The sequence below is a fragment of the Mesorhizobium sp. C432A genome, assembly GCF_030323145.1.
GTDB lineage: Bacteria > Pseudomonadota > Alphaproteobacteria > Rhizobiales > Rhizobiaceae > Mesorhizobium.
The window spans coordinates 1,439,435-1,463,827 of record NZ_CP100470.1; the positions used below are offsets into that span (position 1 = coordinate 1,439,435).

Annotated in this window: 21 protein-coding genes; 17 read left to right on the plus strand and 4 right to left on the minus strand. The window is 64.6% G+C overall.

Going from position 1 to position 24,393, the window contains the following annotated elements; genetic code table 11:
* Window positions 1-73: 73 nt before the first annotated feature.
* From NLY33_RS06895 to NLY33_RS06905, 3 genes are all read left to right on the plus strand, one after another.
* Window positions 74-1,585, plus strand: coding sequence for an ABC transporter ATP-binding protein (locus NLY33_RS06895; RefSeq protein WP_023687752.1), 1,512 nt, complete (start codon window positions 74-76; stop codon window positions 1,583-1,585).
* 281 nt (window positions 1,586-1,866) lie between these two features.
* Window positions 1,867-2,922 carry an ABC transporter permease gene (locus NLY33_RS06900; RefSeq protein WP_023683937.1) on the plus strand — a complete coding sequence of 352 codons (1,056 nt, stop codon included), beginning with the start codon at window positions 1,867-1,869 and terminating at the stop codon, window positions 2,920-2,922.
* Complete coding sequence (locus NLY33_RS06905) at window positions 2,919-3,863, plus strand: ABC transporter permease (RefSeq protein ID WP_023694455.1); 945 nt, start codon at window positions 2,919-2,921, stop codon at window positions 3,861-3,863. Before NLY33_RS06900 ends, NLY33_RS06905 begins: the two co-directional genes overlap by 4 nt.
* Before the next feature lie 71 nt (window positions 3,864-3,934).
* On the opposite strand, the gene NLY33_RS06910 is transcribed toward NLY33_RS06905, so the two are convergent.
* A complete protein-coding gene (locus tag NLY33_RS06910; protein WP_023686096.1) occupies window positions 3,935-4,702 on the minus strand; it encodes an SDR family NAD(P)-dependent oxidoreductase in 768 nt (255 codons plus the stop codon).
* A 233-nt stretch (window positions 4,703-4,935) separates the two neighbouring features.
* On the opposite strand from NLY33_RS06910, the gene NLY33_RS06915 reads away from it, so the two are divergent.
* Window positions 4,936-5,091 (plus strand): hypothetical protein, encoded by a 156-nt coding sequence (locus tag NLY33_RS06915; RefSeq protein ID WP_023670454.1) that lies wholly within the window; start codon window positions 4,936-4,938, stop codon window positions 5,089-5,091.
* A gap of 169 nt (window positions 5,092-5,260) precedes the next feature.
* Entirely contained in the window at window positions 5,261-6,220 is a 960-nt protein-coding gene (locus NLY33_RS06920; protein WP_023704992.1) for an LLM class flavin-dependent oxidoreductase, read from the plus strand.
* Window positions 6,221-6,414: 194 nt separating this feature from the next.
* Here NLY33_RS06920 and NLY33_RS06925 read toward each other — a convergent pair whose 3' ends face one another.
* Window positions 6,415-7,083: a cysteine hydrolase family protein gene (locus NLY33_RS06925; protein ID WP_023704991.1), complete on the minus strand. Its 669-nt coding sequence runs from the start codon at window positions 7,081-7,083 to the stop codon at window positions 6,415-6,417.
* 326 nt (window positions 7,084-7,409) lie between these two features.
* Here NLY33_RS06925 and exbB point away from each other — a divergent pair, with 326 nt between their 5' ends.
* The 12 genes from exbB to NLY33_RS06985 all read left to right on the plus strand — a co-directional run bounded on the left by exbB (window position 7,410) and on the right by NLY33_RS06985 (window position 20,435).
* Complete coding sequence (exbB, locus tag NLY33_RS06930) at window positions 7,410-8,399, plus strand: tonB-system energizer ExbB (protein ID WP_023687757.1); 990 nt, start codon at window positions 7,410-7,412, stop codon at window positions 8,397-8,399.
* A 6-nt stretch (window positions 8,400-8,405) separates the two neighbouring features.
* A complete protein-coding gene (gene exbD, locus NLY33_RS06935) occupies window positions 8,406-8,864 on the plus strand; it encodes a TonB system transport protein ExbD (protein WP_023704990.1) in 459 nt (152 codons plus the stop codon).
* Complete coding sequence (locus tag NLY33_RS06940; RefSeq protein ID WP_023709694.1) at window positions 8,861-9,823, plus strand: energy transducer TonB; 963 nt, start codon at window positions 8,861-8,863, stop codon at window positions 9,821-9,823. Before exbD ends, NLY33_RS06940 begins: the two co-directional genes overlap by 4 nt.
* A 171-nt stretch (window positions 9,824-9,994) precedes the next feature.
* Window positions 9,995-11,089, plus strand: a complete 1,095-nt coding sequence (locus NLY33_RS06945) for a transporter substrate-binding protein (protein WP_023704989.1) — start codon at window positions 9,995-9,997, stop codon at window positions 11,087-11,089.
* Window positions 11,086-11,700: an ANTAR domain-containing response regulator gene (locus NLY33_RS06950; RefSeq protein WP_023668589.1), complete on the plus strand. Its 615-nt coding sequence runs from the start codon at window positions 11,086-11,088 to the stop codon at window positions 11,698-11,700. The genes NLY33_RS06945 and NLY33_RS06950 overlap by 4 nt, the downstream gene beginning before the upstream one ends.
* Complete coding sequence (locus NLY33_RS06955) at window positions 11,678-12,580, plus strand: ABC transporter permease (protein ID WP_023668590.1); 903 nt, start codon at window positions 11,678-11,680, stop codon at window positions 12,578-12,580. The genes NLY33_RS06950 and NLY33_RS06955 overlap by 23 nt, the downstream gene beginning before the upstream one ends.
* Before the next feature lie 13 nt (window positions 12,581-12,593).
* A complete protein-coding gene (locus NLY33_RS06960; RefSeq protein ID WP_023698726.1) occupies window positions 12,594-13,514 on the plus strand; it encodes an ABC transporter permease in 921 nt (306 codons plus the stop codon).
* Between the two features lie 76 nt (window positions 13,515-13,590).
* Window positions 13,591-15,186 carry an ABC transporter substrate-binding protein gene (locus NLY33_RS06965; RefSeq protein WP_488473745.1) on the plus strand — a complete coding sequence of 532 codons (1,596 nt, stop codon included), beginning with the start codon at window positions 13,591-13,593 and terminating at the stop codon, window positions 15,184-15,186.
* Window positions 15,176-16,120 carry an acetamidase/formamidase family protein gene (locus NLY33_RS06970; protein ID WP_023704987.1) on the plus strand — a complete coding sequence of 315 codons (945 nt, stop codon included), beginning with the start codon at window positions 15,176-15,178 and terminating at the stop codon, window positions 16,118-16,120. Before NLY33_RS06965 ends, NLY33_RS06970 begins: the two co-directional genes overlap by 11 nt.
* Before the next feature lie 187 nt (window positions 16,121-16,307).
* Window positions 16,308-18,089 carry an ABC transporter ATP-binding protein gene (locus NLY33_RS06975; protein WP_023704986.1) on the plus strand — a complete coding sequence of 594 codons (1,782 nt, stop codon included), beginning with the start codon at window positions 16,308-16,310 and terminating at the stop codon, window positions 18,087-18,089.
* Window positions 18,090-18,217: 128 nt separating this feature from the next.
* Window positions 18,218-19,168, plus strand: a complete 951-nt coding sequence (locus NLY33_RS06980; RefSeq protein ID WP_031196424.1) for a hypothetical protein — start codon at window positions 18,218-18,220, stop codon at window positions 19,166-19,168.
* Window positions 19,169-19,220: 52 nt separating this feature from the next.
* Window positions 19,221-20,435: a hypothetical protein gene (locus NLY33_RS06985; RefSeq protein WP_023704985.1), complete on the plus strand. Its 1,215-nt coding sequence runs from the start codon at window positions 19,221-19,223 to the stop codon at window positions 20,433-20,435.
* A gap of 48 nt (window positions 20,436-20,483) precedes the next feature.
* Here NLY33_RS06985 and NLY33_RS06990 read toward each other — a convergent pair whose 3' ends face one another.
* Both NLY33_RS06990 and NLY33_RS06995 read right to left on the minus strand, forming a co-directional pair.
* Window positions 20,484-23,909: an acyl-[ACP]--phospholipid O-acyltransferase gene (locus NLY33_RS06990; RefSeq protein WP_023704984.1), complete on the minus strand. Its 3,426-nt coding sequence runs from the start codon at window positions 23,907-23,909 to the stop codon at window positions 20,484-20,486.
* A 91-nt stretch (window positions 23,910-24,000) separates the two neighbouring features.
* A complete protein-coding gene (locus tag NLY33_RS06995; RefSeq protein ID WP_023668598.1) occupies window positions 24,001-24,288 on the minus strand; it encodes a YiaA/YiaB family inner membrane protein in 288 nt (95 codons plus the stop codon).
* Window positions 24,289-24,393: the final 105 nt, after the last annotated feature.

Sequence of the window (24,393 nt, forward strand, 5' to 3'; positions counted from 1 at the left end):
AGGTGACCCCACCCGCCTCGCTTCGCTCGGCACCCTCCCCTCGAGGGGGAGGGGTATCTCCGCAGGAGCATCCTTGTCCGCCCCTCTCATCGAAATGCGCGGCATCACCAAGAGCTTCGGCGCCGTCAAGGCGAATGAGGCTGTCGATCTAAGCGTCGCCCCAGGTGAGATCCTCGGCCTGCTGGGCGAAAACGGCGCCGGCAAGACGACGCTGATGAATGTGCTGTTCGGCGCCTATGCGCCGGATGCCGGCGAAATTCTTATCCAGGGCAAGACCGTGCGGATCACCAGTTCGGCCGATGCGCTGGCCGCCGGCATCGGCATGGTGCACCAGCATTTTCATTTGGCGCCAAGGCTGACGGTCCTGGAAAACCTTCTGATTGGCTTTCCCGCCAAATCCGGCCGCATCGACCGCGCCGGCGGACTTGCCCGGTTGTCCGACATCAGCCGTCGGCATGGGCTGACGCTGGACCCCAACCTGCCTGTCTCCGCGCTGTCGGTCGGCGAGCAGCAGCGGCTCGAAATCGTCAAGGCGCTGTTTCGCGGCGCCAGCCTGTTAATCCTCGACGAGCCGACGGCGGTGTTGGCGCCGGGCGAGGTCGACGGGCTGTTTTCGGCGCTGCGCTCGATGGCGGCGCAGGGGCTCGGAATCATCTTCATCTCGCATAAATTGAACGAGGTGCGGGCGCTCACCCATCGCTGCACCGTATTGCGGCACGGCCGCGTCGCCGGCCGTGTCGACGATCCGGCGAACACGACATCGGCAGAAATGGCGCAGCTGATGTGCGGCCATGAGATCGTGCCGCCGGCAAGAGGACCTTCGACCCCAGGCGCGGCGGTGCTGACGCTCGACGGTATTTCCACCTCACGGCATTCGGGGACGCCGCTGCGCGATGTATCGCTTGCCGTTCGCGCGGGCGAAATCCTCGGCATTGCCGGGGTCTCCGGCAATGGCCAGCGGGCGCTGGCCGAGGTGATTTCCGGCACGCGCGCGCCCGACGCCGGCGCGATGACGATAGCCGGCAAACCTGTTACGCGGTTCTCGCCGCGCGAGGTGCAGGCGCTCGGCCTTGGCCGCATCCCGGAAGACCGTATGACGACCGGGCTGGTCACCAATCTGCCGCTCGCCGATTCCATGGTGTTGCCGCGCATTGGTACTGCGGCTTTCAGCAGCCGGGGCCTGCTCAAGCCAGATGCGATCCGCGCCTTCGCCGAAGAACAGATCAAGGCCTATGACATCAGGTGCCCCGGGCCGATGACCCGCGCCGGCGCGCTGTCGGGCGGCAATCTGCAGAAGGCGCTGCTGGCGCGCGAACTGGCTTTCGACCCGAAGGTGCTGATCGTCTCGCAGCCGACGCGCGGCCTCGACATCGGTGCCGCCCGCTTCATCCACGAAAAATTCCTCGACATGCGTGCCAAGGGCTGCGGGATCATCGTCATCGGCGAGGATCTCGAAGAGCTGCTGGTGCTCTGCGACCGCATCGCGGTGATGTATGAGGGCCGCATCGCCGGCACGCTGGACAGCGCCGATGCGACCATCGCGCGGCTTGGGCTGCTGATGACCGGGGCGGAGGGCAGAGCCTAGATGGACTTTCTCACTCGGTTCCTCGCAGAAACCTCAAATAATACTGCCCGCTTTTGGCTGACTTTAAGCGTCAGCGCTGCCCCTCACCTGCCTGCCGGCATCCTCTCCCCGTATAGAGACGGGGAGAGGGGCTCTCACCCATGGTTTCGCCAATCACCACAGCTGCAAGAGGGGAGTTGCATAGGGCCCGGATCCCTTCTCCCCGTGTCTATACGGGGAGAAGGTGCCGGCAGGCGGATGAAGGGCGGCGCGACCGTCTGGGCGGCGGAGGGGCATAGCTGATGTTCCGCCTCGAAGCCCGCAGTTCCACCCCCGCCTGGTTCAATCTCGCTTTGCCGCTGCTGGCCATCGGCGCAGCGCTGGTCCTGTGCAGCGGCCTCATCGCGCTGGCCGGCGCCGGCGTGCTTGAGGCCTATGGCGTGATGCTGTCGGCCTCGTTCGGCGACAGCTATGCCATCACCGAAACGCTGGTGCGCGCCGCCCCGATGATCTTCACCGGGCTGGCTGTGGCCGTCGCCTTCCGGGCCAAATTCTGGAACATCGGCGCCGAGGGCCAATTGCTGGCCGGCGCCGTGGCCAGCTGCTTCGTCGGCGCCATCCCAATGCCGGGCGCGCTGGCGATCCTGTCGATGGCGCTGGCCGGCGCTGCTGCCGGTGCCGCTGTCGCGCTTGTGCCGGCGACCCTGCGAGTGAAATTCAAAGTCGATGACGTCGTCAGTTCGCTGCTGCTCAATTCGGTCATCTACTATGCGCTAATGGCGCTGATCGAGGGGCCGTGGAAGGACTCGTTCAGCGGCTATCCGATCTCGCCGCCGATCGAGGATTCGGCGAATTTCCCGGTGCTGCTCGAAGGCACAAGGCTGCATCTGGGTGTCATCGCCGCGTTGATCGCGGCACCGTTGATCTGGTTCCTGATCGTGCGCACCACGCTCGGCTTCCGGATCAGGGTCACCGGCGAAAGCCCGGAAGCCGCCCGCTATGGCGGCATCCACGTCGAGCGGGTGCTGATTTCGACGGCGCTGCTGTCGGGCGCGCTGGCCGGGCTTGCCGGCGTAGGCGAGGTCGGCGGCGTGCATTTCCAGGTGATGAGCGACATTTCGCCGGGCTATGGCTATTCCGGCATCGTCGTTGCCATGCTGGCCAGGCTCAATCCGCTCGGCGTCGTACCGGCGGCGATCTTCCTGGCCGCCGTGATGACCGGCGCCGAAGCGATGTCGCGCGCCACCGGCGTGCCGGCGTTCCTCAGCGATGTCATCCAGGGCACGGCGCTGCTCGCCATGCTGGTGGCGCTGCTGTTCACGGCCTATCGCATCCGCCGCGTCGGTGCCGCCTTATGAGCGCGGTGTTCGAACAGATCTTTCAGGTCGGCTTCCTCGCCGCCATTATCCGCATCGCCACGCCGCTGGCATTTGCCACGCTGGGCGAGATGTTCTCCGAGCGGGCCGGCGTGCTCAATCTCGGTATCGAAGGCATCATGCTGCTCTGCGCGATGACCGGCTTCACCGCCGCCAGCCTCAGCGGCAGCCTGTGGCTCGGCGTGCTGGCCGCGGTGTTGACCGGCATGGCGATGAGCGCGCTGCATGCGCTGTTCACCGTGGCGCTCGGCCTCAGCCAGCATGTCTGCGGCATCGGCGTTACTTTGTTCTCGTCCGGCCTTGCCTATTTCCTCTACCGTCTGACCTTCGGCCAGCAATCGGTGCCGCCCAGCATCAAGGGTTTTCAGACGGTGCCGATCCCGCTGCTGTCGGATATTCCGGTTCTGGGGTCAGCGGTTTTCAACCAGTTTGCGCTGGTCTACTTGGCAATCATTGCCATCCCGCTCGCTGCTTTCGTGCTCTACCGCACGCCTTGGGGGCTGTCGGTGCGGATGGTCGGCGAGAACCCGCGCGCCGCTGATTCCGCTGGGGTCAGCGTCATCGCCACGCGCTTCCAGGCGGTCATCCTCGGCGGTGCGCTGATGGGGCTTGCGGGCGCCTTCCTCACCATGGCACAGTTCAACGCCTTCACCTTTGGTGTCGTGTCGGGCCGTGGCTGGGTGGCGATCGCGCTGGTCGTGTTCGGCCGCTGGGACCCGTGGCGCTCTGCGGGCGCGGCGCTGCTGTTCGCCTTCGTCGATGCGCTACAATTGCGCATGCAGGCGAGCGGCCTCGGGCATATTCCCTATGAGACGTTCTTGATGCTGCCGTTCATTTTCACCATCGTCGCGATGGCCGTGATGTCACGCAACGCGGTTGCGCCGTCGGCGCTGCTGAAGCCGTTTCGACGAGAAGAGCGGTAAGCGAGTAGGACTTGGCGCCCTTCCTCTCCCCCGATCGACGGGGGAGAGGAAGGGCGCCAAGCCTGGGATACTCACATCGCCGTAAAACCATTATCGACAAACAGATGCGTGCCATTGACGAAGCTGGACTCATCGCTGGCGAGGTACAGCGCTGCCTTGGCCACTTCCTCCGGCTCACCGATGCGGCCCTGCTGTGCGGCCAATGCGGCGTCCGACACGTCGACGCCGAGCTTGCCGAGATCGGCGACCTCGCGCAGGCCGTGCGGCGTGCGGATGAAGCCGGGACAGACGGCGTTGCAGCGTATGTTGCGGTCGCGGAATTCGACTGCGATGGCGCGCGCGAACATGTGGCAGGCGCCCTTGGTGGTGTCGTAGAGCACCTCCATGGGTGTGGCCGCCACAGCCGAGATCGACGAGGTGCAGACGATCGAACCGCCACCGGCAGCGATCATGCCCGGCAACACGGCGCGCGTCATCAGGAACATCGAGCGGACATTGACCGCATGCAGCCAGTCCCATTCCTGCACTGTCGTCTCCAGGAACGGCTTTATCACGATGGTGCCGGCATGGTTGAACAACACCGTGGCCGGGCCGAGCCTGGCAGTCGCCGCCTTCACTGCGGCCTCGACCTGCGCCTCGTCCGAGACGTCGGCCACCCAGTGTTCGGCGATATGTCCCCGCGCGCGTATCGCCGCCGCAGTGGCTGCCGCCGCCTCGCCATTGCGGTCAATAATCGCCACCTTGGCGCCTTCGGCGGCGAACAATTCCGAGGCCGCTCCGCCCATTCCGGTCGCGCCGCCCGAGATGATTGCAATCTTGCCGGCTAGTCTTGTACCCATGTTCTGTTCCCCGTTCCCGATCGAAATGATCCGCATTTACGCCGGAATGGCGATGCTATCGCCTATGCAGACGTCGGCCAAGCTTGTCGCTCGCTTGTCTCCAACAGGGGTCTCCCAGCAATGCCAAACCAAATAACAAGGAATACTGAGAAAATCATTCTACATACCCTCAAAAAATAGCACTCGACAAAGTCTACTGATTTTATAGATTAATCCGCAAGACGGAGGTCGATATGTCCTATATCCAGAACGCCGAGACGGACCGCACCAGCCAGAGGCTGGCCAATAGCCAGGCTTTCCGCCCGGCCTATGCCGGCGCTTTCGCCTATCTCGTTTTTGCCCTTGCGTTCGTGTTCACCGGGGCAGTCGTGCTCGGCTTGATTCCCTGACCGATCAGGCCGAAAGGGTGGCGACCTAGCGCTTTCAGTGAGTGACCGGAGTTGATGACCCGAACGCGGACGCGCTTTGGCGCTGATGCTTGTTTTTACGCATGTCGTCGTCTCAAAAACCGGGGCCACTTTTGGGCGACATACATCCAACGTGATGGAGGAGATGGCAATGCCGATCGAGTTCACGCATGTTCCCGGTAAAACGCATGCCGCCGACGCCGGTTCGGCCGTTCCGTTCTTCTATGATTTCGTCGAGACGGCGACAAAGCTGTCGCTGATCGAGGATTCCGGCTTCCAGAACATCGTCGTCGACGACCCGGCCGGGCTGTTGACCAATATGGACATCGCCGCCCAGGCGCTGGACCGCACCTCGTCGCTGGAAGTGGTGCTGACGCACTGGGCCGGCGTGATCGCGCCTGCGGTTGCGGCGCGGCAACTGGCGGCGCTCGACGCCAGGAGCGGCGGCCGGCTGGCGCTGAGGATCCTGAGCGAGCCGCTGGATGACGACGATGCCGAGACGCGTCCGGTCGGCCACACCGTGGTCTGGCAGCGCATCGACGAATATCTGGTGCTGCTGAAGCGGCTGTGGTCGAACGACCGGCCGTTCGACCATGAAGGTGCGTTCTACAGCATCAAGGGCGGCTACGTACCGCGTAAAGGACCGCACGGTGCCGATATCACCATCCGCATGGGTGGCCAGTCCGGCACGGCGCTGAAGGTCGCCGGCCGCCATGCCGACGTCTTCGAGCTGGCGCCTGGTTCGCCCGACGAGATCCGCCAGCTGATGGAACGGGCGCGCAGCGCCGCCGCCGAGCATGGCCGCGCCGGCAAGCTGCGTTTTGCGCTTCCGGTCCGGGTCCGCTCGGAGGGTGGCGCCTCTACCGTCGGACACAAGGCGGTCGAACTTTCCGGACCACCGGCGCAGATCGCCCTGTCGCTGCTGTCCTATGCGGTGCTGGGCATCAGTGAGTTCATGATCGTTGGCGTCGACAGGCCGCGCGAGATCGCCGGCGTCGGCCGCGAGACGATCGCGCTCTTGCGTAATTCGCTGGCACGCCGTGAGGCGGAGGTGCCGCAGCCCGGCGCGTTTGCCTCGCGGGGCGGGTCGGATATTCACGCAGCTGGGTAGCGAGATCGCGATCGGGAACGCCGGCGGGACAGCACCCCCCTCTGTCCTGCCGGACATCTCCCCCTCAAAGGGGGAGATTGGCAGCTTGAGCGCCGGCTCTCAACGTTGGTAATTGGCGAAAGCCGACGTGATGTCTGATCGCCCTCCTTGCGGGGGATGCCCGGCAGGGCAGAGGGGTGCTGTCCCGCCAGCGTCTAATCACCACTCAGCACTGCCAGCGCCTCCAACACCGCGTCAGATTCCGTCAGCGTACCAAATACCCCGTCCTCCACCGTCACCATATGCAGCGCCGCGTCATGCGCGTATTGGTCGCCGCTGGCGCAGGCATCGGCGATGGTCAGGCACTGGAAATTGCGGTCGCAGGCCTCGCGCAGCGTCGTGTGCACGCAGACATCGGTCGTGCAGCCGGAAAAGATCAGATGGCTGATGCCGCGTGCGCGAAGCACAAGTTCCAGGTCGGTGTAGGTGAAGGCGCTGTTGCAGGTCTTGTTGACGATGATGTCGTGCGGCGCGACGTCGATGTCGGCGACGATCTGAAAGCCGGGGCCGGAGCGCAGCAGCACGTCGGTGCCTTCGAGACCCGCCCGCTTGCGGCGCCATCTCTCGTACGGCGTCATGTCGGCCATGTCGCCGCGATATCCCTGCCTGGTGTGAATGATGGTGAGGCCGGCCGCGCGTGCCGCTGATATCAGTCGGTTGACTGTCGGCAGGATGGCGCGCAGCGGCGCGGGGTCATAACCCTTCCTGGCGAAATAGCCGGTCGGCGAGAGGAAATCCTCCTGCAGGTCGATGACCAGCAGCGCGGTGTTTGCCGGCACCAGCCGGCCGTCATAGGGGAAATCGAACGGTATCGCCTTGATCATCGCAGCCTGCCTCAATTGCTGCCCGGTATCGTGGCCCAGCAACCCTGCGGCCGTCCATCCCTCAGTGCGACGACACCAGGTAGACCGACGCCAGGACGATGTGCCGCTGAGACATCGCGCCGATAATCGTTGGCCAAAAAAGCCATCTTGTTTGTTGACTAGTAAACTCATGTTTTATAGTCAAGCAGGGCACTCGGCCGCCTGAATTGTTTCCAGCGGCTGTGCCGCGTTTGAGAGAAGCCAGAACCAGTGGCTGGATTTTCGGGGTCGACATTCCGTCACCGACCAGCCGATCGGTACGTGCAATGACGAAGCGAGGAAGAAGCGTGTCCAGAAATGGTTTGTTGGCGGCGCTGGCCGCGGTCATGCTGTCGGCCGGCAGCGCTGCTGCGCAAGAGCAGCCAAACACGCAGCCCAGGGTGACGACGGAACCCGCTGCAGCTGCCCGGTCGGCGGCCCAGCCTTCCCCGGTCGCAGTCGAACGGCCCGCACCGGCTGCGCCTGTCGCGCCGGCTTCGCCAACTGCCGGGCAGGCGGCGCCGACCGCGCCACAGCCGGCAACCCAGCCCGGTGCATCCGCGCAGGCCGAGCCTTCGGCAATATCGCTGACGCTGCCGCACGATCTGTCGCCCTGGGGCATGTTCATGGCCGCCGACATCATCGTCAAGGCGGTGATGATCGGGTTGGCCTTCGCCTCGCTGGTCACCTGGACGGTGTGGCTGGCCAAATCGCTGGAGATTCTCTTCGGCAAGCTCGGCGCCCGTCGCGCTGCGCGCGCCATCGGCAATGCCGCCACGCTGCGCCAGGCCGGGCGCGCGCTTGGCAACAGTGGCGGCCCCGGTGCGCTTTTGGTGCGGGCGGCCGAGGAAGAGACTGCCCTTTCGGCCGGTGCGCTCGGCCATGTCACCGGCGACGGGCTGAAGGAACGCGTGACGTCGCGCCTGTCGCGCATCGAAGCGGCGGCGGCGCGGCGCATGTCGCGCGGCACCGGCGTGCTGGCGACGATCGGCTCGACGGCGCCCTTCGTGGGCTTGTTCGGCACCGTCTGGGGCATCATGAACGCCTTCATCGGCATCTCGCAGGCGCAGACCACCAACCTCGCGGTCGTCGCGCCCGGCATCGCCGAAGCGCTGCTCGCCACGGCGATGGGCCTGGTCGCGGCCATTCCCGCGGTGGTCATCTACAACGTCTTTGCGCGGTCGATAGCCGGCTACCGGCAGCTCCTTGCCGATGCCTCGGCCGGGGTCGAACGGCTGGTCAGCCGCGATCTCGATTTCCGCACGGTGCCGCAGGCGCCCGCGCTGGCGGCGGAGTGATGGGCCATGGCGGCTAGAATTCGCGAGGCTATCGATGGCGATCTCGAGGAAAGCCACGAGATCAACGTGACGCCGTTCATCGACGTCATCCTGGTGCTGCTGATCATCTTCATGGTCGCTGCCCCGTTGGCGACAGTCGACGTCAATGTCGATCTGCCGGGTTCGACCGCGACACCGGCGCCGCGGCCGGAAACGCCGCTGTTCCTGACGCTGAAGGACGATCTGACGCTCGCGATCGGCAATGACAGCGTGCCGCGCCAGGCTTTTGCCTCCGTGCTCGACGGCAGAACCAAGGGCGATAAGCAGACCCGCATCTTCCTGCGTGCCGACAAGGCGGTCGGCTATGGCGAGTTGATGGAGGTGATGAACCTGCTGCGCGGCGCCGGTTATCTGAAGATCGCGCTGGTGGGGCTGGAGACGGTGCCGGCGGACGCATCCGCGGCGCACCCGGGCGCCGCCCCGTGACGCAACTGGCCGCCGCCGCCCCCGCGGCCGACCCGCCGCGCGCCGGCGTGCGCGAAATTGGCTTGTGGGCGGCTGCGGCCATTGTCATTGTCGGCGCGCATGTCGCGATCGTCTATGCCGTCCAGAGCTTCAGCCTGGCCAACATGGCCGATGGCGGCCCGCCGCCGGCTGTGGCTATCGAGCTGTCGCCGATGATGGTGGCGCCGGCGGTGCGGGTGGACTCAGCGGCCGACGTGGTGACGCCCGAGCCGCCGAACCAGATCGAGGAGGCGGTTGCCGAACTGAAGCCCGTCGTGGAGCCCGAGCCCGGTAAGCCGGAGCTGGTCACCGAGAAGAGGGAAGCGGCTCAACTCGATAAGACCGCTCCGATCGAGACGGCAGCGGCCGAGCAGCCCGATCAATCGCCGCCGCTGGATGAGGTGGTGCCCGACATCGTCCCGACCATAGCGCCGGATGTGGTCATTCCGCTGCCCCAGACCAAGCCGGCGGAGACCAAGCCGGTGGAGGCCAAGCCGATCGAGAAGGCGAAGAAGGCTGCCGAAAAACCCAAGCCGAAACCGAAAGAGAAGAAGGAAAAGGCCGCGCCGGCGAAAGCGGTCGTGACCGCCAGTGTCGATCAAAAGGCAGCGGCGAAGGCGTCGGCGCCGAAGGCTTCGCAATCGAGAGGATCATCAGTCAGTGCAAGCAAATGGAACTCCCAGCTGATCGGATGGATCAATCGGCACAAGCGCTACCCGAGCGCGGCAAGGTCGCGGCGCGCCGTGGGTACCGCAAATGTGACCTTCGTCGTCAGCGCTTCGGGCAAGGTGACCTCCGTCCGGCTGACACGATCTTCGGGGGACGCCGATCTCGATCGCGCCGCGCTCGGCATTCTGCAGGGTGCGACGGTGCCCGCGCCACCGCCTGAGAAGGCCGGTACGGCTGTCGTGGCGCCTTTGATGTTCACGCTGCGGAACTAGAAGCAGCCGGACAAGGCCGATCCCATGACCACGTACTTTCCCGCTTGACTGACCCGCCGGACCGAATACGCTAGCGCAAAATACCGGCCTTGGTCGCCGGGCGGCAAACATGCCTCGTATGCCTCGCCCTCCGGCGCTGGCTGCGGGGCATTGTCATTTCTGAGGATCGGTTTGAAACGGCGTATCGAGATCGGCATCCTGTATTCCCGCTCGGGCAGCTACCAGCTGGTCTCCGATGCGTGCCGGATGGGCGCCATGCGCGCCATCGCCGACATCAATGCCGATCGGAGCTATGGCATCGAACTGGTTCCGGTAGAGCGCGATCCGCAAAGTAATGCCGATCGCTACGCGACTTTGTGCGAGGACATTTTCAGGACCAGCAGCGCGCGCCATGTCGTCGGTTGCGTCACCTCGTGGAGCCGCAAGGAAACCATCCCGGTGCTGGAGAAGGCCGCCGGCATGCTCTGGTATGCCTGCCCCTATGAAGGGTTCGAGGCCAACGAGCATGTCGTCTACATGCACGCCTGCCCCAACCAGCATCTGGTTCCGCTGATGGCGCATGTCGTGCCGCGTTTCGGCGCCAACGGCTTCCTGCTCGGCTCGAACTACATTTGGGGCTGGGAGATGAACCGCGTGGCGCGCGACCTGATCGCGGATGCCGGCGGCAAAGTGCTGGGCGAGCGCTATCTGCGCATCGGCGAGACCGACGTGTCGCGGCTGATCGCGGAAATCCGGGCGACGAGGCCGAGCTTCATCCTCAACAATCTGATCGGCACCTCATCCTACGCCTTCCTGGCGGCTTACCGCGAGCTGGGCGATGAGGATGCGGCATTCAGGCCGGAAAACTGCCCCGTCATCTCCTGCAACCTCACCGAAGGCGAGTTGCCGGCGATCGGCGATACAGGGAAAGGGCATCTGTCGGTCGGGCCCTATTTCGCGCCCCGGCCGGCTGCCTTCGCTTCGTCCTTCGAGGCCTCCGCCTATGCCTCGGTGCAGGTGATGGCCGACGTGCTGTCGCGCGACACTGATGCCGGCCCGGCGGAATTTTCCAAAGCCTTCGCCGAGCGGCGCTTCTCCACCCGGCTCGGGCCGATCGCCATCGACGCCCACTCCCAGCACGCGACGCTGCCGGTGATCATCGGCCGGATCGCCGATGGCTTCTTCGAGGTCGTCAGCCAGGAGGATGAGGTCGCGCCGGATCCATATCTGTCGCGCTACGACCCCGCCAAGACGTTCGGCCGTCCGCGTCTGAGAGTGGTGTCATGACCCGGACGCGCATCCCCAATCTCGGCGGCGCGCGGGCTTTCATCCTGCATCGCCCGCATCCGACGGTGCAGGCCATCACCAGGCAATTGTCGGCCATCGGCCTGGCTACGATCGACTGCTGGCCGGAATTGCCGCCGGAAGCTCTCGCCGCCGATTTCGTCTTCTTCGATGCCGATCTCGGTTTCGACGAGCAATTCCCGTGGAAGCCGGGCGAGGCGCCGATGCCGCTGGTGGCGCTGATCGGTTCCGAGGCGCCGGGGCGTATCGAATGGGCGCTGTCGCACAAGGCCGATGCGCAGCTGCTGAAGCCGGTCGGCAATGCCGGCGTCTACAGCGCTCTGTTGATCGCGAGACAGAGTTTCGAGGCCCGAAAACATTTAGCCGGCGAGATAGCGTCGCTGCGCCAGCGCGTCGCCGAGCGCCAGACCATCGTGCGCGCGGTGACGGCCTTGTCGAAAGGCAGCGACGACGAGCGCGCCTATGCGCAGCTGCGTTCGCTGGCGATGAGCTGGCAGATCAGCGTCGAGGATGCCGCGCGTCGGATCGTGGCAATGACAAGCGAGGAAGCGACGGGGGAAGAAGGCGGCGATGACCAGTCCCATCGCGCCTGATCTACCGGTGCGCATGCCGGCAAAACCGCGCGCCGGTGTCTGGCGCCGGCTGGTGAAACGCCGCCTCGCGCTGCTCGGCCTGGTCATCGTCGCCATTGTCCTTGCCGGCGCTGTGCTGGCGCCCCGGCTGACCGGCTATGACCCCAACGAGCAGATGTTCGACGGCCTGACCATCGAGGGCTCGCCGCTGCCGCCCAGCGCCCAGTACTGGCTCGGCACCGACCTGCTCGGACGTGACCTCTTGACCCGCATCCTCTACGGCGCCCGCACCTCGCTCATCATCGGCATCGTCGCCAATGGCGTGGCGCTTTTGATCGGCACTTTGGTGGGCGTCACCGCAGGCTATTTCCGCGGCTGGATCGGCAGTGCGCTGATGCGCTTCACCGATCTGATGATGGCGTTCCCGGCGCTGCTGCTCGCCATCTGCCTGGCGGCAGTGTTTCAGCCGAGTCTGTGGATCGTCGCCATGGTCATCGCGCTGGTCAACTGGGTGCAGACGGCGCGTGTCATCTACACCGAGACCTCATCGCTGGCCGAGCGCGAGTTCATCGATGCCGAGCGCAGCATCGGGGCGAGTGCGCCGCGCATCCTATTTCGCCACATCCTGCCGCATCTGCTGCCGACCATCATCGTCTGGGGCACGCTCGGCATCTCGACCACGGTTCTGCTCGAGGCGACGCTTTCCTTCCTCGGCATCGGTGTGCAGCCGCCGACCGCGTCGTGGGGCAACATCATTTTCGAGAACCAGACCTATTTCCAGGCCGCGCCCTGGCTGGTGTTCTTCCCCGGCGCCGCAATCCTCGCGTTGGCGCTGGCCTTCAATCTGATCGGCGACGCGTTGCGCGACATCCTCGATCCGACGCAAAGGGGCCGGGAATAATGGGGGGCCGGTCATGATCGCCTATCTCGGCCGCCGGCTGATCCAGTCGCTGCTCATCCTGCTTGGCGTCTCGCTGATCACTTTTGCGCTGCTCTACCTCTTGCCGGCCGACCCGGTGCGGCAGATCGCCGGCCGCAGTGCCACGCCGCAGACGGTGGAAAACATCCGCCAGCAACTCGGCCTCGACCAGCCTTTCGTGGTCCAGTACTGGCACTATCTGACGAAGCTACTCAGCGGCGATCTCGGCCGCTCCTACATCCAGCGCTCGGAGGTCACCGAACTCATCGTCTCGCGGCTGCCGGCCAGCCTGCTTTTGATGGTCGGCGCCATCCTTTGCGAATTGCTGATCGGGCTCTCGATGGGCCTGATCGCGGCCGTCAAGCGCGGCACCGCCACCGACCAGACGCTGATGGTCGCCTCCTTCGTCGGCGTCTCGGCGCCGCAATTCGTGGTTGGCCTGTTGCTGCTCTACGTCTTTGCCGTGCGGCTAAGCTGGTTTCCGATCGGCGGCTACGGCACATGGCGCCATCTGGTGCTGCCGTCGTTGACCATGGGCGTACTCGGCGCCGGCTGGTATGCGCGCATGATGCGCTCGTCGATGATAGACGTCCTGCGCCAGGATTATGTCCGCACGGCGCGGGCCAAGGGCCTGGCGCGCAGCGCCATCATATTCCGCCACGCACTGCCGAATGCCATCCTGCCGGTCATCGCCATGATCGGCATCGACATCGGCATCTTCATGGGCGGCATCGTCGTCGTCGAAAGCGTGTTCGGCTGGCCCGGCATCGGTCAGCTGGCGTGGCAGGCGATCCAGCGCGTCGACATTCCGATCATCATGGGCGTCACGCTGGTGTCGGCCTTCGCCATCGTGCTCGGCAATCTGCTCGCCGACATCATCGCGCCGTTCATCGATCCCCGCATCAAGCTCAGATGAAAATGAAACAGAGAAAGGGAACACAACAATGAAAAAGTTTCTCGCATCCACAGTCGCGGCATCCGCCTTGGCCCTCATGCTCGGCATGACAAGCGTCCGCGCCGAAGACACGGTCGATCCCAACGCCAAGGAAGGCGGCGCCATCACCATCACCTACAAGGACGATGTTGCGACCCTCGATCCGGCGATCGGCTATGACTGGCAGAACTGGTCGATGATCAAGAGCCTGTTCGATGGGCTGATGGATTACGAGCCGGGCACCACCAATTTGAAGCCCGACCTCGCCGAAAGCTACGAGATTTCGCCCGACGGCCAGACCTTCACCTTCAAGCTGCGCCATGGCGTGAAATTCCACAATGGCCGCGAGATGACGGCCGACGACGTGAAATATTCGCTTGACCGCGTCACCAATCCGAAGACGCAGAGCCCCGGCGCTGGCTTCTTCGGCTCGATCAAGGGCTATGACGATGTCGCCGCCGGCAAGGCCGAAGGCCTTTCCGGCGTCACCGTCGTCGATCCCTACACGGTGAAGTTCGAGCTGACCCGGCCCGACGCCACCTTCCTGCATGTCATGGCCATCAATTTCGCCCATGTCGTGCCGAAGGAAGAGGTCGAGAAATATGGCGCCGATTTCGGCAAGCATCCGGTGGGCACCGGCGCCTTCAAGCTCGCCGAGTGGACACTCGGCCAACGCATCGTCTTCGAGCGCAATGCGGATTACTGGCACAAGGGCCTGCCGCATCTCGACAAGATCACCTTCGAGATCGGCCAGGAACCGATCGTGGCGCTGCTGCGCTTGCAGAAGGGCGAGATCGATGTGCCCGGCGACGGCATTCCGCCGGCAAAATTCCAGGAGGTGATGGCCGATCCCGAGCAGAAGGCGCGCGTCGTCGAAGGCGGTCAGCTGCACACCGGCTACGTCACCATGAACACTACCATGGCGCCGTTCGACAATGTGAAGGTGCGTCAGGCCGTCAACATGGCGCTCAACAAGGCGCGCATCATCCAGATCATCAACGGCCGCGCCGTGCCGGCCAACCAGCCGCTGCCGCCGTCGATGCCGGGCTACGACAAGGAATACAAAGGTTATCCCTATGACGTAGCCAAGGCCAAGGCGCTGCTGGCCGAGGCCGGTCATCCCGATGGTTTCGACACGCAGCTGTTCGCCATGAACACCGATCCCAACCCGCGCATTGCCCAGGCGATCCAGCAGGACCTGGCGGCCATCGGCATCAAGGCCAGCATCCAGTCGCTGGCGCAGGCCAATGTCATCGCCGCCGGCGGTGACAAGGCCGGCGCGCCGATGATCTGGTCGGGCGGCATGGCCTGGATCGCCGACTTCCCCGATCCGTCGAATTTCTACGGCCCGATCCTCGGCTGCGCCGGCGCGGTGCCGGGCGGCTGGAACTGGTCGTGGTACTGCAATAAGGACCTCGACGCCAAGGCGGCCGAGGCGGATTCTGTGGTCGACCCGGCAAAGGCCGGCGAACGCGACAAGATGTGGAGCGCCATCTACGACAAGGTGATGGAAGACGCGCCCTGGGCGCCGGTCTTCAACGAACAGCGCTTCACCATGAAATCCGCCCGAATGGGCGGCGCCGACAACCTCTATGTCGACCCGGTCCATATCCCGATCAACTATGACAATGTGTACGTAAAAGATGTGCAATAGCTGCGACTACACCATCCATGGGCGCCATCACCATTTCGGCTGGGACAATTCCTTTATCCCGGCCGAGCGGGTGGCGCCCGGCGCGACCATCGAGTTCCAGTGCCTCGATGCCGCCGGCGGCCAGCTGAACGCCGACAGCACGGTCGCCGAAATCGTCAAGCTCGACTTCGCCGGGGTCAACCCGGTGACCGGGCCGATCTTCGTCGAGGGCGCCGAGCCGGGTGACGCGCTCAAGGTGACGATCGAGATGTTCAAACCGTCCGGCTTCGGTTGGACGGCGAACATTCCCGGTTTCGGCCTGCTCGCCGACGACTTCACGGAACCGGCGCTGAACATCTGGAAATACGATGCAGCCGCGCTCGAACCGGCGCTGTTCGGGAAAAACGCGCGCGTGCCACTGAAGCCGTTCGCCGGCACCATCGGCAATGCGCCGGCTGAGATGGGGCTTCACTCGGTGGTGCCGCCACGGCGGGTCGGCGGCAATCTCGACATCCGCGATCTCGCTGCCGGCACGACGCTCTATCTGCCGGTTGAGGTGGCCGGCGCGCTGTTCTCGGTCGGCGATACGCACGCCGCACAAGGCGATGGCGAGGTCTGCGGCACGGCGATCGAGAGCCCGATGGACGTCGTGCTCAAGCTCGACCTTGTCAAGGACGCCAGGCTGAAGACGCCGCGCTTCACCACGCCGGGCCCGGTGACGCGCCATCTCGACGCCAAGGGTTACGAGGTGACGACGGGGATTGGGCCGGATCTGATGGCGGGCGCGAAGGAGGCGGTGGCGCAGATGGTCGATCTGCTCGCTGGGCGTTACCAGATCGATCCGGTCGAGGCCTATTTGCTGGCCTCGGTGTGCGGGGACCTGCGCATCAGCGAGATCGTCGACATGCCGAACTGGGTGGTGTCGTTCTATTTTCCGCGTTGCGTGTTTGAATGACGGTACGTCGGCGCCGCACCCCCACCCCGCTGCTTCGCAGCGACCCTCCCCACAAGGGGGAGGGTAAAGCGCTGCCACCCTACCTCCCCCTTGTGGGGAGGTCGGACCGGAGGTCCGGGTGGGGGTCAGCGCCAAGGTTTGTGCGAATGGTGCGACGGAACCAATCCGTCGCAGGGCTCCACCCACAATGACCCTCGCCGACAACCCCATCCTCTCCATCGCCAACCTCTCCGTCAGCGTGCGCGGCGAGGACGGCGAGCGCGATGTCGTCTCCAACCTGTCGCTGACGCTGGCGCGCGGCGAGACGCTCTGCATTGCCGGCGAATCCGGCTCCGGCAAGTCGATGACCGCGCTGGCGATCATGCAGCTTTTGCCGCAGCCGGCGGCGCGCATATCGTCAGGCATGATCCGTCTTCGGGATGGGAATCGGGGCGACACCGACCTAGCAACCCTCGACGAACGCCAGATGCGGCGCATTCGCGGCGACCGCATCGCCATGATCTTCCAGGAGCCGATGACCTCGCTCAACCCGGTTCTGTCGATCGGCCGGCAACTCACCGAATCAATCGAGGCGCATACCAGCCTGTCGTCGGCGCAAGCCCGCCGGCGCGCCATCGAGGCGTTGAAGGCGGTGCGCATTTCGGAGGCGGAAAGCCGGTTAAAGCAGTTTCCGCACGAACTCTCCGGCGGCATGCGCCAGCGGGTGATGATCGCCATGGCGCTGGCGCTCGAGCCCGACGTGCTGATCGCCGACGAACCGACGACGGCGCTCGACGTCACCGTGCAAGGCGAAGTGCTGGAACTGTTGCGCGACCTGCAGCGCCAGCATGGCACCAGCGTCATCCTGATCACCCACGATATGGGCGTGGTTGCCGAAATGGCCGACCGGGTCATCGTCATGCGCGACGGCCGCATGGTCGAAGAAGGCACGACATCGGATATTTTTGTCCAGCCGCAGGCCGACTATACGCGCGAACTGCTGGCTGCCGTGCCGCGCATCGGCAGTGGCGTCGGTCGACAGAAATCCAGGGATGCGATTGACGTCTTGAAACCGGCCAATGTCGCCGAGATCAACGACCTGCATGTCCGCTTCGATCTGCGTGGCGGCATCTTTGGCCAGGTCACCCGCCGCGTCCACGCCGTCGAGGGCGTCAGCTTCTCGATCGCGCCCAACGAAACGCTTGCTCTGGTCGGCGAATCCGGCTGCGGCAAGTCGACGACCGCCAAGGCGCTGGCCGGACTGGCGCCGTATAGCGGCGACATCGTCATTGGCGGGCGCAATCTCTCCGGTCTTGGCCGCGACGAGCGCAAGGCGGTGTGCCGTGACGTCCAGATGATTTTCCAGGATCCCTTCGCTTCGCTCGATCCGCGCATGCGCGTCGGCGAGCTCGTCGCCGAGCCGCTGGTGATTCATGGCATCGCCTCCAAGGACGAGCGCCGCGAACGAGTGGGGGCGCTGTTCGAGCGTGTCGGCCTGTCGGCCGACCAGATGGAGCTTTACCCGCACGAATTCTCCGGTGGCCAGCGCCAGCGCGTCTGCATCGCCCGAGCGCTGGCGCTACGACCAAAACTGATCATCGCTGACGAAAGCGTCTCCGCGCTCGACGTCTCGGTGCAGGCGCGTGTGCTCGATTTGCTGAAGGAATTGCAGCGCGAATTCGGCGTCGCCTATCTCTTCATCTCGCACGACATGGCGGTGGTCGAGAACATTTCCGACCGCGTTGCCGTCATGTATCTCGGCCAGATCGTCGAGATGGGCACGCGCGACCAGGTGTTTTCCAACCCGCGCCATCCCTACACCAGGCGGCTGATCGACGCCGTGCCGGTGCCCGATCCGGCGCAGCGCAGAACGCGCTTCGCGCGCCTCGACCAGGAAATCCCGAGCGCCACCCGCAGGATCGGGGAGGCGCCGCTGAAGCTGGCGCTGAACGATGTCGGCGGCGGCCATCTGGTTGCTGCGGAAAGCTGAGCCCGCACTGGCTGGCAGCTGTTCTTTTACTTTGTTGAGTACAACCAAGAACTGCCGTCTCGGGTTTACCGCGTCTTAGGTGGACGGCGGCCACTATACGGTCGGAGTTCTTGCCACGGGGAAAAATAGTGCTCAAGGCGGTTCTGCAGCTGCTGCCGGGTCGGTTCATGGATGTGCGCATGCGCGTATCCGCCGACTACGAGACGCGTGTCGTGGAGCGGCCCGGGCGCTGGATGAAGGCGGCCGAGCTGGAGCAGTTGAGCAGCGATCTGCGGCTGGTGGCGTCGAAGACGCTGAAAGTCGGCAGCCTGACCTACGGTGTGTTTTCCGGTGACCGCAGCCGGCTGGAACATTCCATCATCACCATCGTCTATCGCCGCAGCGACGGGCGGCCGATCGCCTTCAACGCGCTGGCGCTGATGGAGATTTCGCTGGCCGGCAAGCCCTATGAAGTCTTGCACCTCGGTCTGGTCATGATCGATCCGGACGAGCGCAGCCGCGGTCTCAGCTGGATCCTCTACGGCCTGACCTGCTTCCTGATGTTTTTGCGCAACCAGTTCAGGCCGATCTGGATCTCCAACGTCAGCCAGGTGCCGGCCGTCGTCGGCATGGTCGCGGAGGCGTTCAGCAATGTGTTTCCCGGACCGCATGCCGGCGCGCGGCGCTCGCTGACCCATGTGCTTCTGGCGCGGCAGATCATGGCGCGGCACCGCCATGTCTTCGGCGTCGGCCCCGAAGCGGGTTTCGACGAAGAGCGTTTCGTCATCACCAATGCCTATACGGGCGGCTCGGACGATCTGAAGAAAACCTTCGACGAGACGGCCAAGCACCGCGAGGAGACCTTTAACGAGTTCTGCCGCAAGGAACTCGACTACGGGCGCGGCGACGATGTGCTGCAGATCGGCCAGATGAGCTTCCAGTCGGCGCGCACCTTTCTCGCCGACACGGTTCCGCGCCGCTCGCTTGCAGCACTTGCCGTGGCCGGCGCGGCCGCCACGCTGCAGCGGCTGGTGCTGCCGGTGGTTCACTGGGCCGATAGCACCCGCCAATGGAATGTGCTGAGACCATGGACACGCTGATGGCTTCATTCGTGGCGTCTCGGTTTATCCGCAAGCTGATGGCAGCCGGCCGATGATGAACCTCGACGGCACGCTCGTCGCCGACACCATCACCTCGCTAGCGGCGCTGGTTGGCCTGCTTGTCGTGATATCGATCATAGGCGGGCGCGACACGGGCGATCCGCTGTCGCGGCGTTTTCTGTTCGGTTTGCGGGTGCTGACGGTTCTGCTCGCCTGCCGCATCCTCGACTGGACTACCGGCCTCGCACTCTTCCGCTTCGTCACCATCGCGGCGGCGGGTCTGCTGCCGCTGGCCGCACTGCTGCTGACCGAGGGGCTGTTGCGCCGGCATGCGCCGTTTGCGCTAAAGTTCTTTGCCGCCGGCGGCGCCCTGCTGTTTCTACTGCTGGCGCCGATCCCGGAACGCTTTGCCGAGCCATGGCGGATGGCGGTACTACTTGCCTTCCAGTTCGGAGGTTTTCTCGCCATCGGCTGGCTGGTGATGACGCGCGATCGCGACAGCCTGTCGGCGGCCGAAAACCGCACGGTCGAGCGCATGGCGCTGTCGCTGCTGTTGATCATTCCGTTCATGGTCACCGACTACCGGCCCGGCCTGTTCGAAGTGCCGGTTCGGCTTGGCGGCATCGCCATCCTGTTCCTGTGTTGGCTGACGATCGGCCTTGGACGCGCGAGCCTCGGCCATCGCGACACGATCGGCGCCTTTACCGTGATTACGCTGAGCTCGGTTTTCGCCGGGCTGGCGCTGGGCGGCATCGACGATCTCGGCTGGCGCGGCAGTGTGCAGGGCGTGGTGATCGTGCTGTCGGCGACGCTGCTGGCAGTCATCTACAATGACAGCGTCAGCCTCACCGCGGAGAAGCGCCGCGACTCGTTGCTGAAGCATATGGCCGAGGGTGATCTCACCGATTCGGCGCGCTTCCTGCGCGGCCTGCAGAGCCATATCCTTGTCGACGGCGCGCTGATCCTGCCGGCAGCCGACCTCGGTGATTTCGACCTCAAGGTGCTGGCCCGGGCACTGGAGCAGGAGCCCGTGCGCTCGCTCGCCGATGTCCAGCCGGATTCACCCGTGGACGAGAACATACGCGAGCAGTTGGCATGGCTGTTCGAGAAATATGAGGCGACCCATGTGCTGCTGGCGACGCTCGATCCGCTGACCGTGGTGGCGCTCAACATGCCGGCGCTGGCATCGTCGCCGGGCGTGGAAATGGAGCTGCGGGCAGTGCAGCGCATGGCGATGCTGATCTCGCAGCGGCATGCGAAGGGTTGATCATACTGAACGGGCCGGCTCTTGCGTCGGCCCGTTGCCGTAGCCGGGTCAGGCGGCCTTGGTCTTCAAGGCCTCTTCGTCGCGCACCATTTTTGTCACGGCCGCGAAGTCGAGCTTGCCGGAGCCAAGGACCGGTACCTTTGAGACCACCCGCACTTCGGCCGGGACCATCAGGTCCATGGCGCCGTTGGCCTTGGCGTAGGCGAGGAATTCCGCTCGTGTGGCGCCGGATGCCTCAGTGATGAGGATCAGCTTTTCGCCCTTGCGCGCGTCGGGCACCGTGGCGACCGCCGACAGCGAGCCCTTCCACAATTCGCCGGCCAGCGCTTCGACAGCGGCGAGCGAGATCATCTCGCCGCCGATCTTGGCGAAGCGCTTGGCGCGGCCGCGAATGGTGATGAAGCCGCCTTCGTCGATAGCGACGACGTCGCCCGTATCATGCCAGCCGTCCTCCAGCGGTTCGAGCACGCCGGGCTTCTCGGCCCGGAGATAACCGGCCATGACATTGGGGCCGCGCACGAACAGCCGGCCGCCTTCGTCGACGCCGGGGACCGGATCGAGGCGGTATTCCATGCCGGGCATGATCTTGCCGACGGTTCCAGAGCGATTGTACATCGGCGTGTTGATGGAGATCACCGGCGCCGTCTCGGTGACGCCGTAGCCCTCGAGGATGCGTAGGCCGAACTTCTCCATATAGGTCATGCGCGTCGCTGTCTTGACCGGTTCCGCGCCGGCAAAACAATAGCGTATCGAGCGGAAGTCGTAGGGGTGCGCGGTGCGGGCATAGCCGGAGAGGAAGGTGTCGGTGCCGAAGATGATCGTCGCGTTCGAGCCGTAGATCAGTTCCGGCACGAGGCGGTAGTGCAGCGGCGAGGGGTAGAAATAGACCGGCACGCCGGAGATCAACGGCAGCACCGTGCCCGCGGTCATGCCGAAGGAGTGGAAGATCGGCAGCACGTTGAACACCTTGTCGCCCGAATGGAAGTCGATACGCGACGCCGCCTGGGCGGCGTTGGCCAGGATGTTGCGGTGGGTCAGAACGACGCCCTTCGGCGTGCCTTCCGAACCCGAGGTGAACAGGATCACCGCCGCATCGCCGGGCTTGCGTTTCGCGCGCGGCGTCGACTTGCGCAGCAAGCCGAGCAGCTTATCCTTGAGACTGATGGTCTTTCTGAGATCGTCGAGCCACACGATGTCGACCGAGCGACCGAGTTCCTCGACTACAGCGCCGAGCTTTGCCTGTTCGACGAACGCGCGGGACGTCAGCACGGTGCGGACTTCGGCGGCCTTGCAGGCGGACAGAATATTGGCGGCACCTGCGGTGAAGTTCATCATCGCCGGAACCTTGCCGGCGGACATGACGCCGAGCAGCGTCGCGCAAGAGCCGTTGGCGTTGGGCAGCATGATGCCCAGCGTCTGCTGGTCGGCATAAAGGTTCTGGAACTTCTCACCAAGCACGGCGGCAGCCGTGAGCAGCTTGCTGTAGCTGAGAGAACCGGTGACCGGATCCTGAACTGCGAGCTGTTTCATGCCGCGTTCGTTCGCCGTCTCCATGATCTTTTCCAGTACGGTCTTGTCGATGTCCTGGGTGCGGAAAACGAGATCCGACATCACCTGGTAGAGCGCGGAACCCGCCGCGGCGCGGCGCTTGCGGCCCTTCAGCTCTTGCGGCACCTCGAGCTTGACCGGTTCCAGAATGGTCACCTTGACCTTCGGGAACAGGCGGCGGCGCACATGCTGCGAGCTCAGCCGCGAGAAGTAGGTCTTCTCCAGCCCGTCGATGCGCACCGGCACAACCATCGAGCCGGTCTTGTCGGCAACCATGGCGGCGCCGTCATAGACCTTCATCAGGCCGCCGGTCACCGTGATGCGTCCCTCCGGGAAGATCACCAGCGGATCGCCGCCCTGCACGATCTTGATCAGCGTGCGGGTCGACATCGGCTTGGCCGGGTTGAGCGGCAAAGCGCGGGCAAGTTTCATGAACGGCTTCATCCACCAGGCCTGGGCAATGGTGTAGTCGATGGCGAAGACCGGCTCCTCATCGGTCAGCGTCAAGGCGAGCGGACCGTCGAGGAAGCTGACATGGTTGAGCGCCAGGATCGGCGCCTTGCCGGCCGCCTTGAGGTTTTCCATGCCCTCGACTTCGAGGCGCAGGAAAGCGCGGAACAGGATGGAGACGAAGTCACGGAAGGGGTTCGTCGGCAAATATTTCAGCATCAGCCAGGCGGCAATCGCATTGGCCGCGGCGAGGCCGAACAGGATGCCGCCGGTCGAGACCTTCGTCTGGATCAGGGCCATGATGATGCCGCCGCCAGTCATGAAGCCGGCATTGACGATACTGACGGCGGCGACGACCCGGGCGCGCCGCGCTTCGGGCGACCAGGCCTGCACGGCGGCGAAGGTCGGCACCACCAGGAAAGCGGCTGCAATGGCCATGCCGGCGAGGTCGATGGCGACGCGGATCGTGTTTGGGCCGGCGAAGAATGCGCCAAGGGTTTCCGCCTGGGGCGACGGCGTCATGCCGGAGATGGTCCAGGCGAGATGCAGGCCGAACAGGGCGAGCAGCGCCGTGCCGACCGGTGCCGGCAACAGCACGATGCGGCCCTGCGACATCCAGGCGGCGATGGCCGAACCGATGGCGATCGAGACGGCGAACACGGCGAGGTAGACGGTGACGGCCATTTCGTTGCCGCCGAGCGAATCCTTGATCAGCACCGGCAGGAGCGAGAGCACGATGGCGCCGATCAGCCAGAACCAAGACGTCATCAGGCCGGCGCGCCAGATGCGCGTGTCGGTGCGCAATTCGGTGACCTGGCGCCAGGTCGAGCGGAAGATGTTCTTGTCGATGACAAGGTCGGGCGCCGCCGAACCGGTGGACGGGATATAGCGGCTGACGAGCCAGCAACCGACGGCGAGCGCCATCATGATCGGTCCGAACACCGCGACGCCGATACCATCGGCGGAAACGACGCCGCCGGCTATGGTGCCGCCGAGAATCGCGGCAAACGTGGCTGACTCGATCCAGGCGTTGGCCTTGGGCAGTTCCTTGCGTTCGAGGTGATCGGGCAGGATTCCGTATTTGATCGGTCCGAACAGCGCCGAGATGATGCCGAACATCAACAGCGCCGTCATCAGCACGGGAATGGACGACAGGGCGATGCCGACGACGGAGACACCCGCCGCGGCGATCTCGGCGAATTTCAGACGCTTGGCTATGAGAGCCTTGTCGAAGCGGTCGGCGAGCTCGCCGCCGAGCGCCGACAGGAGCAGGAAGGGGGCCATGAAGACGGCGCCCGCCAAGGTGACCAGTGATGCCGCCTGGTCCGCCGCCAGCGTGAACAGAATAAGGAACACCAGCGTGTTCTTGAGGAAATTGTCGTTGAAGGCGGACAGGAACTGCGTCCAGAACAAGGGCGCAAAGCGCCTGGACGTCATCAGATGAGCTGTCGGTCGGTTGATCGGGGCGATTTCCATAGCGGCGACTTCCATTGGGCAAGACCGATTAAAATCCTGGCTGGATTGATCAGCGGTCTTGCGCGTTGAGCCTTGTTTAGCGGGAACCCGGTTACACTTCGTTACTGCGGCTGACTTCCATCAGCAACTTCTCGGTCTTGGCGTCTTCCAGCCGGTTGATGAAGCGGCTTGCCTCTTCCGAGTCGCGCAGTGTCTTGGTGATGGTGATCGAGGTGTGCACGAGCATGATGGCGGCCATGGCATAAAACCCCTTGGCGGCGAAGCTCGCCTCCATGAAGTAGATGCCGCCGGCCATCATTGTGGCGGCAACGGCGAAACTGGCCATGGTGAAGGTCTTCCAGGCGCTTGAGTCCTTGGGGGAATAGGTGTTCGGGGTCATCGATATGGTCCTTTCGTTTCAAGGTTAGGTTGGTTGGGCGTGGGTCTGTTTCAGGCTGGATACAATCAGGCTGGATACCATCAGGCCGGATACAATCAGACTGGA

What these genes read in the sequence shown, in the direction of transcription:
- NLY33_RS06985 (WP_023704985.1), top strand. Translation starts at nt 19,221, where the DNA reads ATGATGAACCTCGACGGCACGCTCGTCGCCGACACCATCACCTCGCTA.
- exbD (WP_023704990.1), top strand. Translation starts at nt 8,406, where the DNA reads ATGGCGGCTAGAATTCGCGAGGCTATCGATGGCGATCTCGAGGAAAGC.
- NLY33_RS06995 (WP_023668598.1), bottom strand. Translation starts at nt 24,288, where the DNA reads ATGACCCCGAACACCTATTCCCCCAAGGACTCAAGCGCCTGGAAGACC.
- NLY33_RS06900 (WP_023683937.1), top strand. Translation starts at nt 1,867, where the DNA reads ATGTTCCGCCTCGAAGCCCGCAGTTCCACCCCCGCCTGGTTCAATCTC.
- NLY33_RS06920 (WP_023704992.1), top strand. Translation starts at nt 5,261, where the DNA reads ATGCCGATCGAGTTCACGCATGTTCCCGGTAAAACGCATGCCGCCGAC.
- NLY33_RS06970 (WP_023704987.1), top strand. Translation starts at nt 15,176, where the DNA reads ATGTGCAATAGCTGCGACTACACCATCCATGGGCGCCATCACCATTTC.
- NLY33_RS06950 (WP_023668589.1), top strand. Translation starts at nt 11,086, where the DNA reads ATGACCCGGACGCGCATCCCCAATCTCGGCGGCGCGCGGGCTTTCATC.
- NLY33_RS06965 (WP_488473745.1), top strand. Translation starts at nt 13,591, where the DNA reads ATGCTCGGCATGACAAGCGTCCGCGCCGAAGACACGGTCGATCCCAAC.
- NLY33_RS06910 (WP_023686096.1), bottom strand. Translation starts at nt 4,702, where the DNA reads ATGGGTACAAGACTAGCCGGCAAGATTGCAATCATCTCGGGCGGCGCG.
- NLY33_RS06905 (WP_023694455.1), top strand. Translation starts at nt 2,919, where the DNA reads ATGAGCGCGGTGTTCGAACAGATCTTTCAGGTCGGCTTCCTCGCCGCC.
- NLY33_RS06955 (WP_023668590.1), top strand. Translation starts at nt 11,678, where the DNA reads ATGACCAGTCCCATCGCGCCTGATCTACCGGTGCGCATGCCGGCAAAA.
- NLY33_RS06960 (WP_023698726.1), top strand. Translation starts at nt 12,594, where the DNA reads ATGATCGCCTATCTCGGCCGCCGGCTGATCCAGTCGCTGCTCATCCTG.
- NLY33_RS06990 (WP_023704984.1), bottom strand. Translation starts at nt 23,909, where the DNA reads ATGGAAATCGCCCCGATCAACCGACCGACAGCTCATCTGATGACGTCC.
- NLY33_RS06975 (WP_023704986.1), top strand. Translation starts at nt 16,308, where the DNA reads ATGACCCTCGCCGACAACCCCATCCTCTCCATCGCCAACCTCTCCGTC.
- NLY33_RS06915 (WP_023670454.1), top strand. Translation starts at nt 4,936, where the DNA reads ATGTCCTATATCCAGAACGCCGAGACGGACCGCACCAGCCAGAGGCTG.
- NLY33_RS06925 (WP_023704991.1), bottom strand. Translation starts at nt 7,083, where the DNA reads ATGATCAAGGCGATACCGTTCGATTTCCCCTATGACGGCCGGCTGGTG.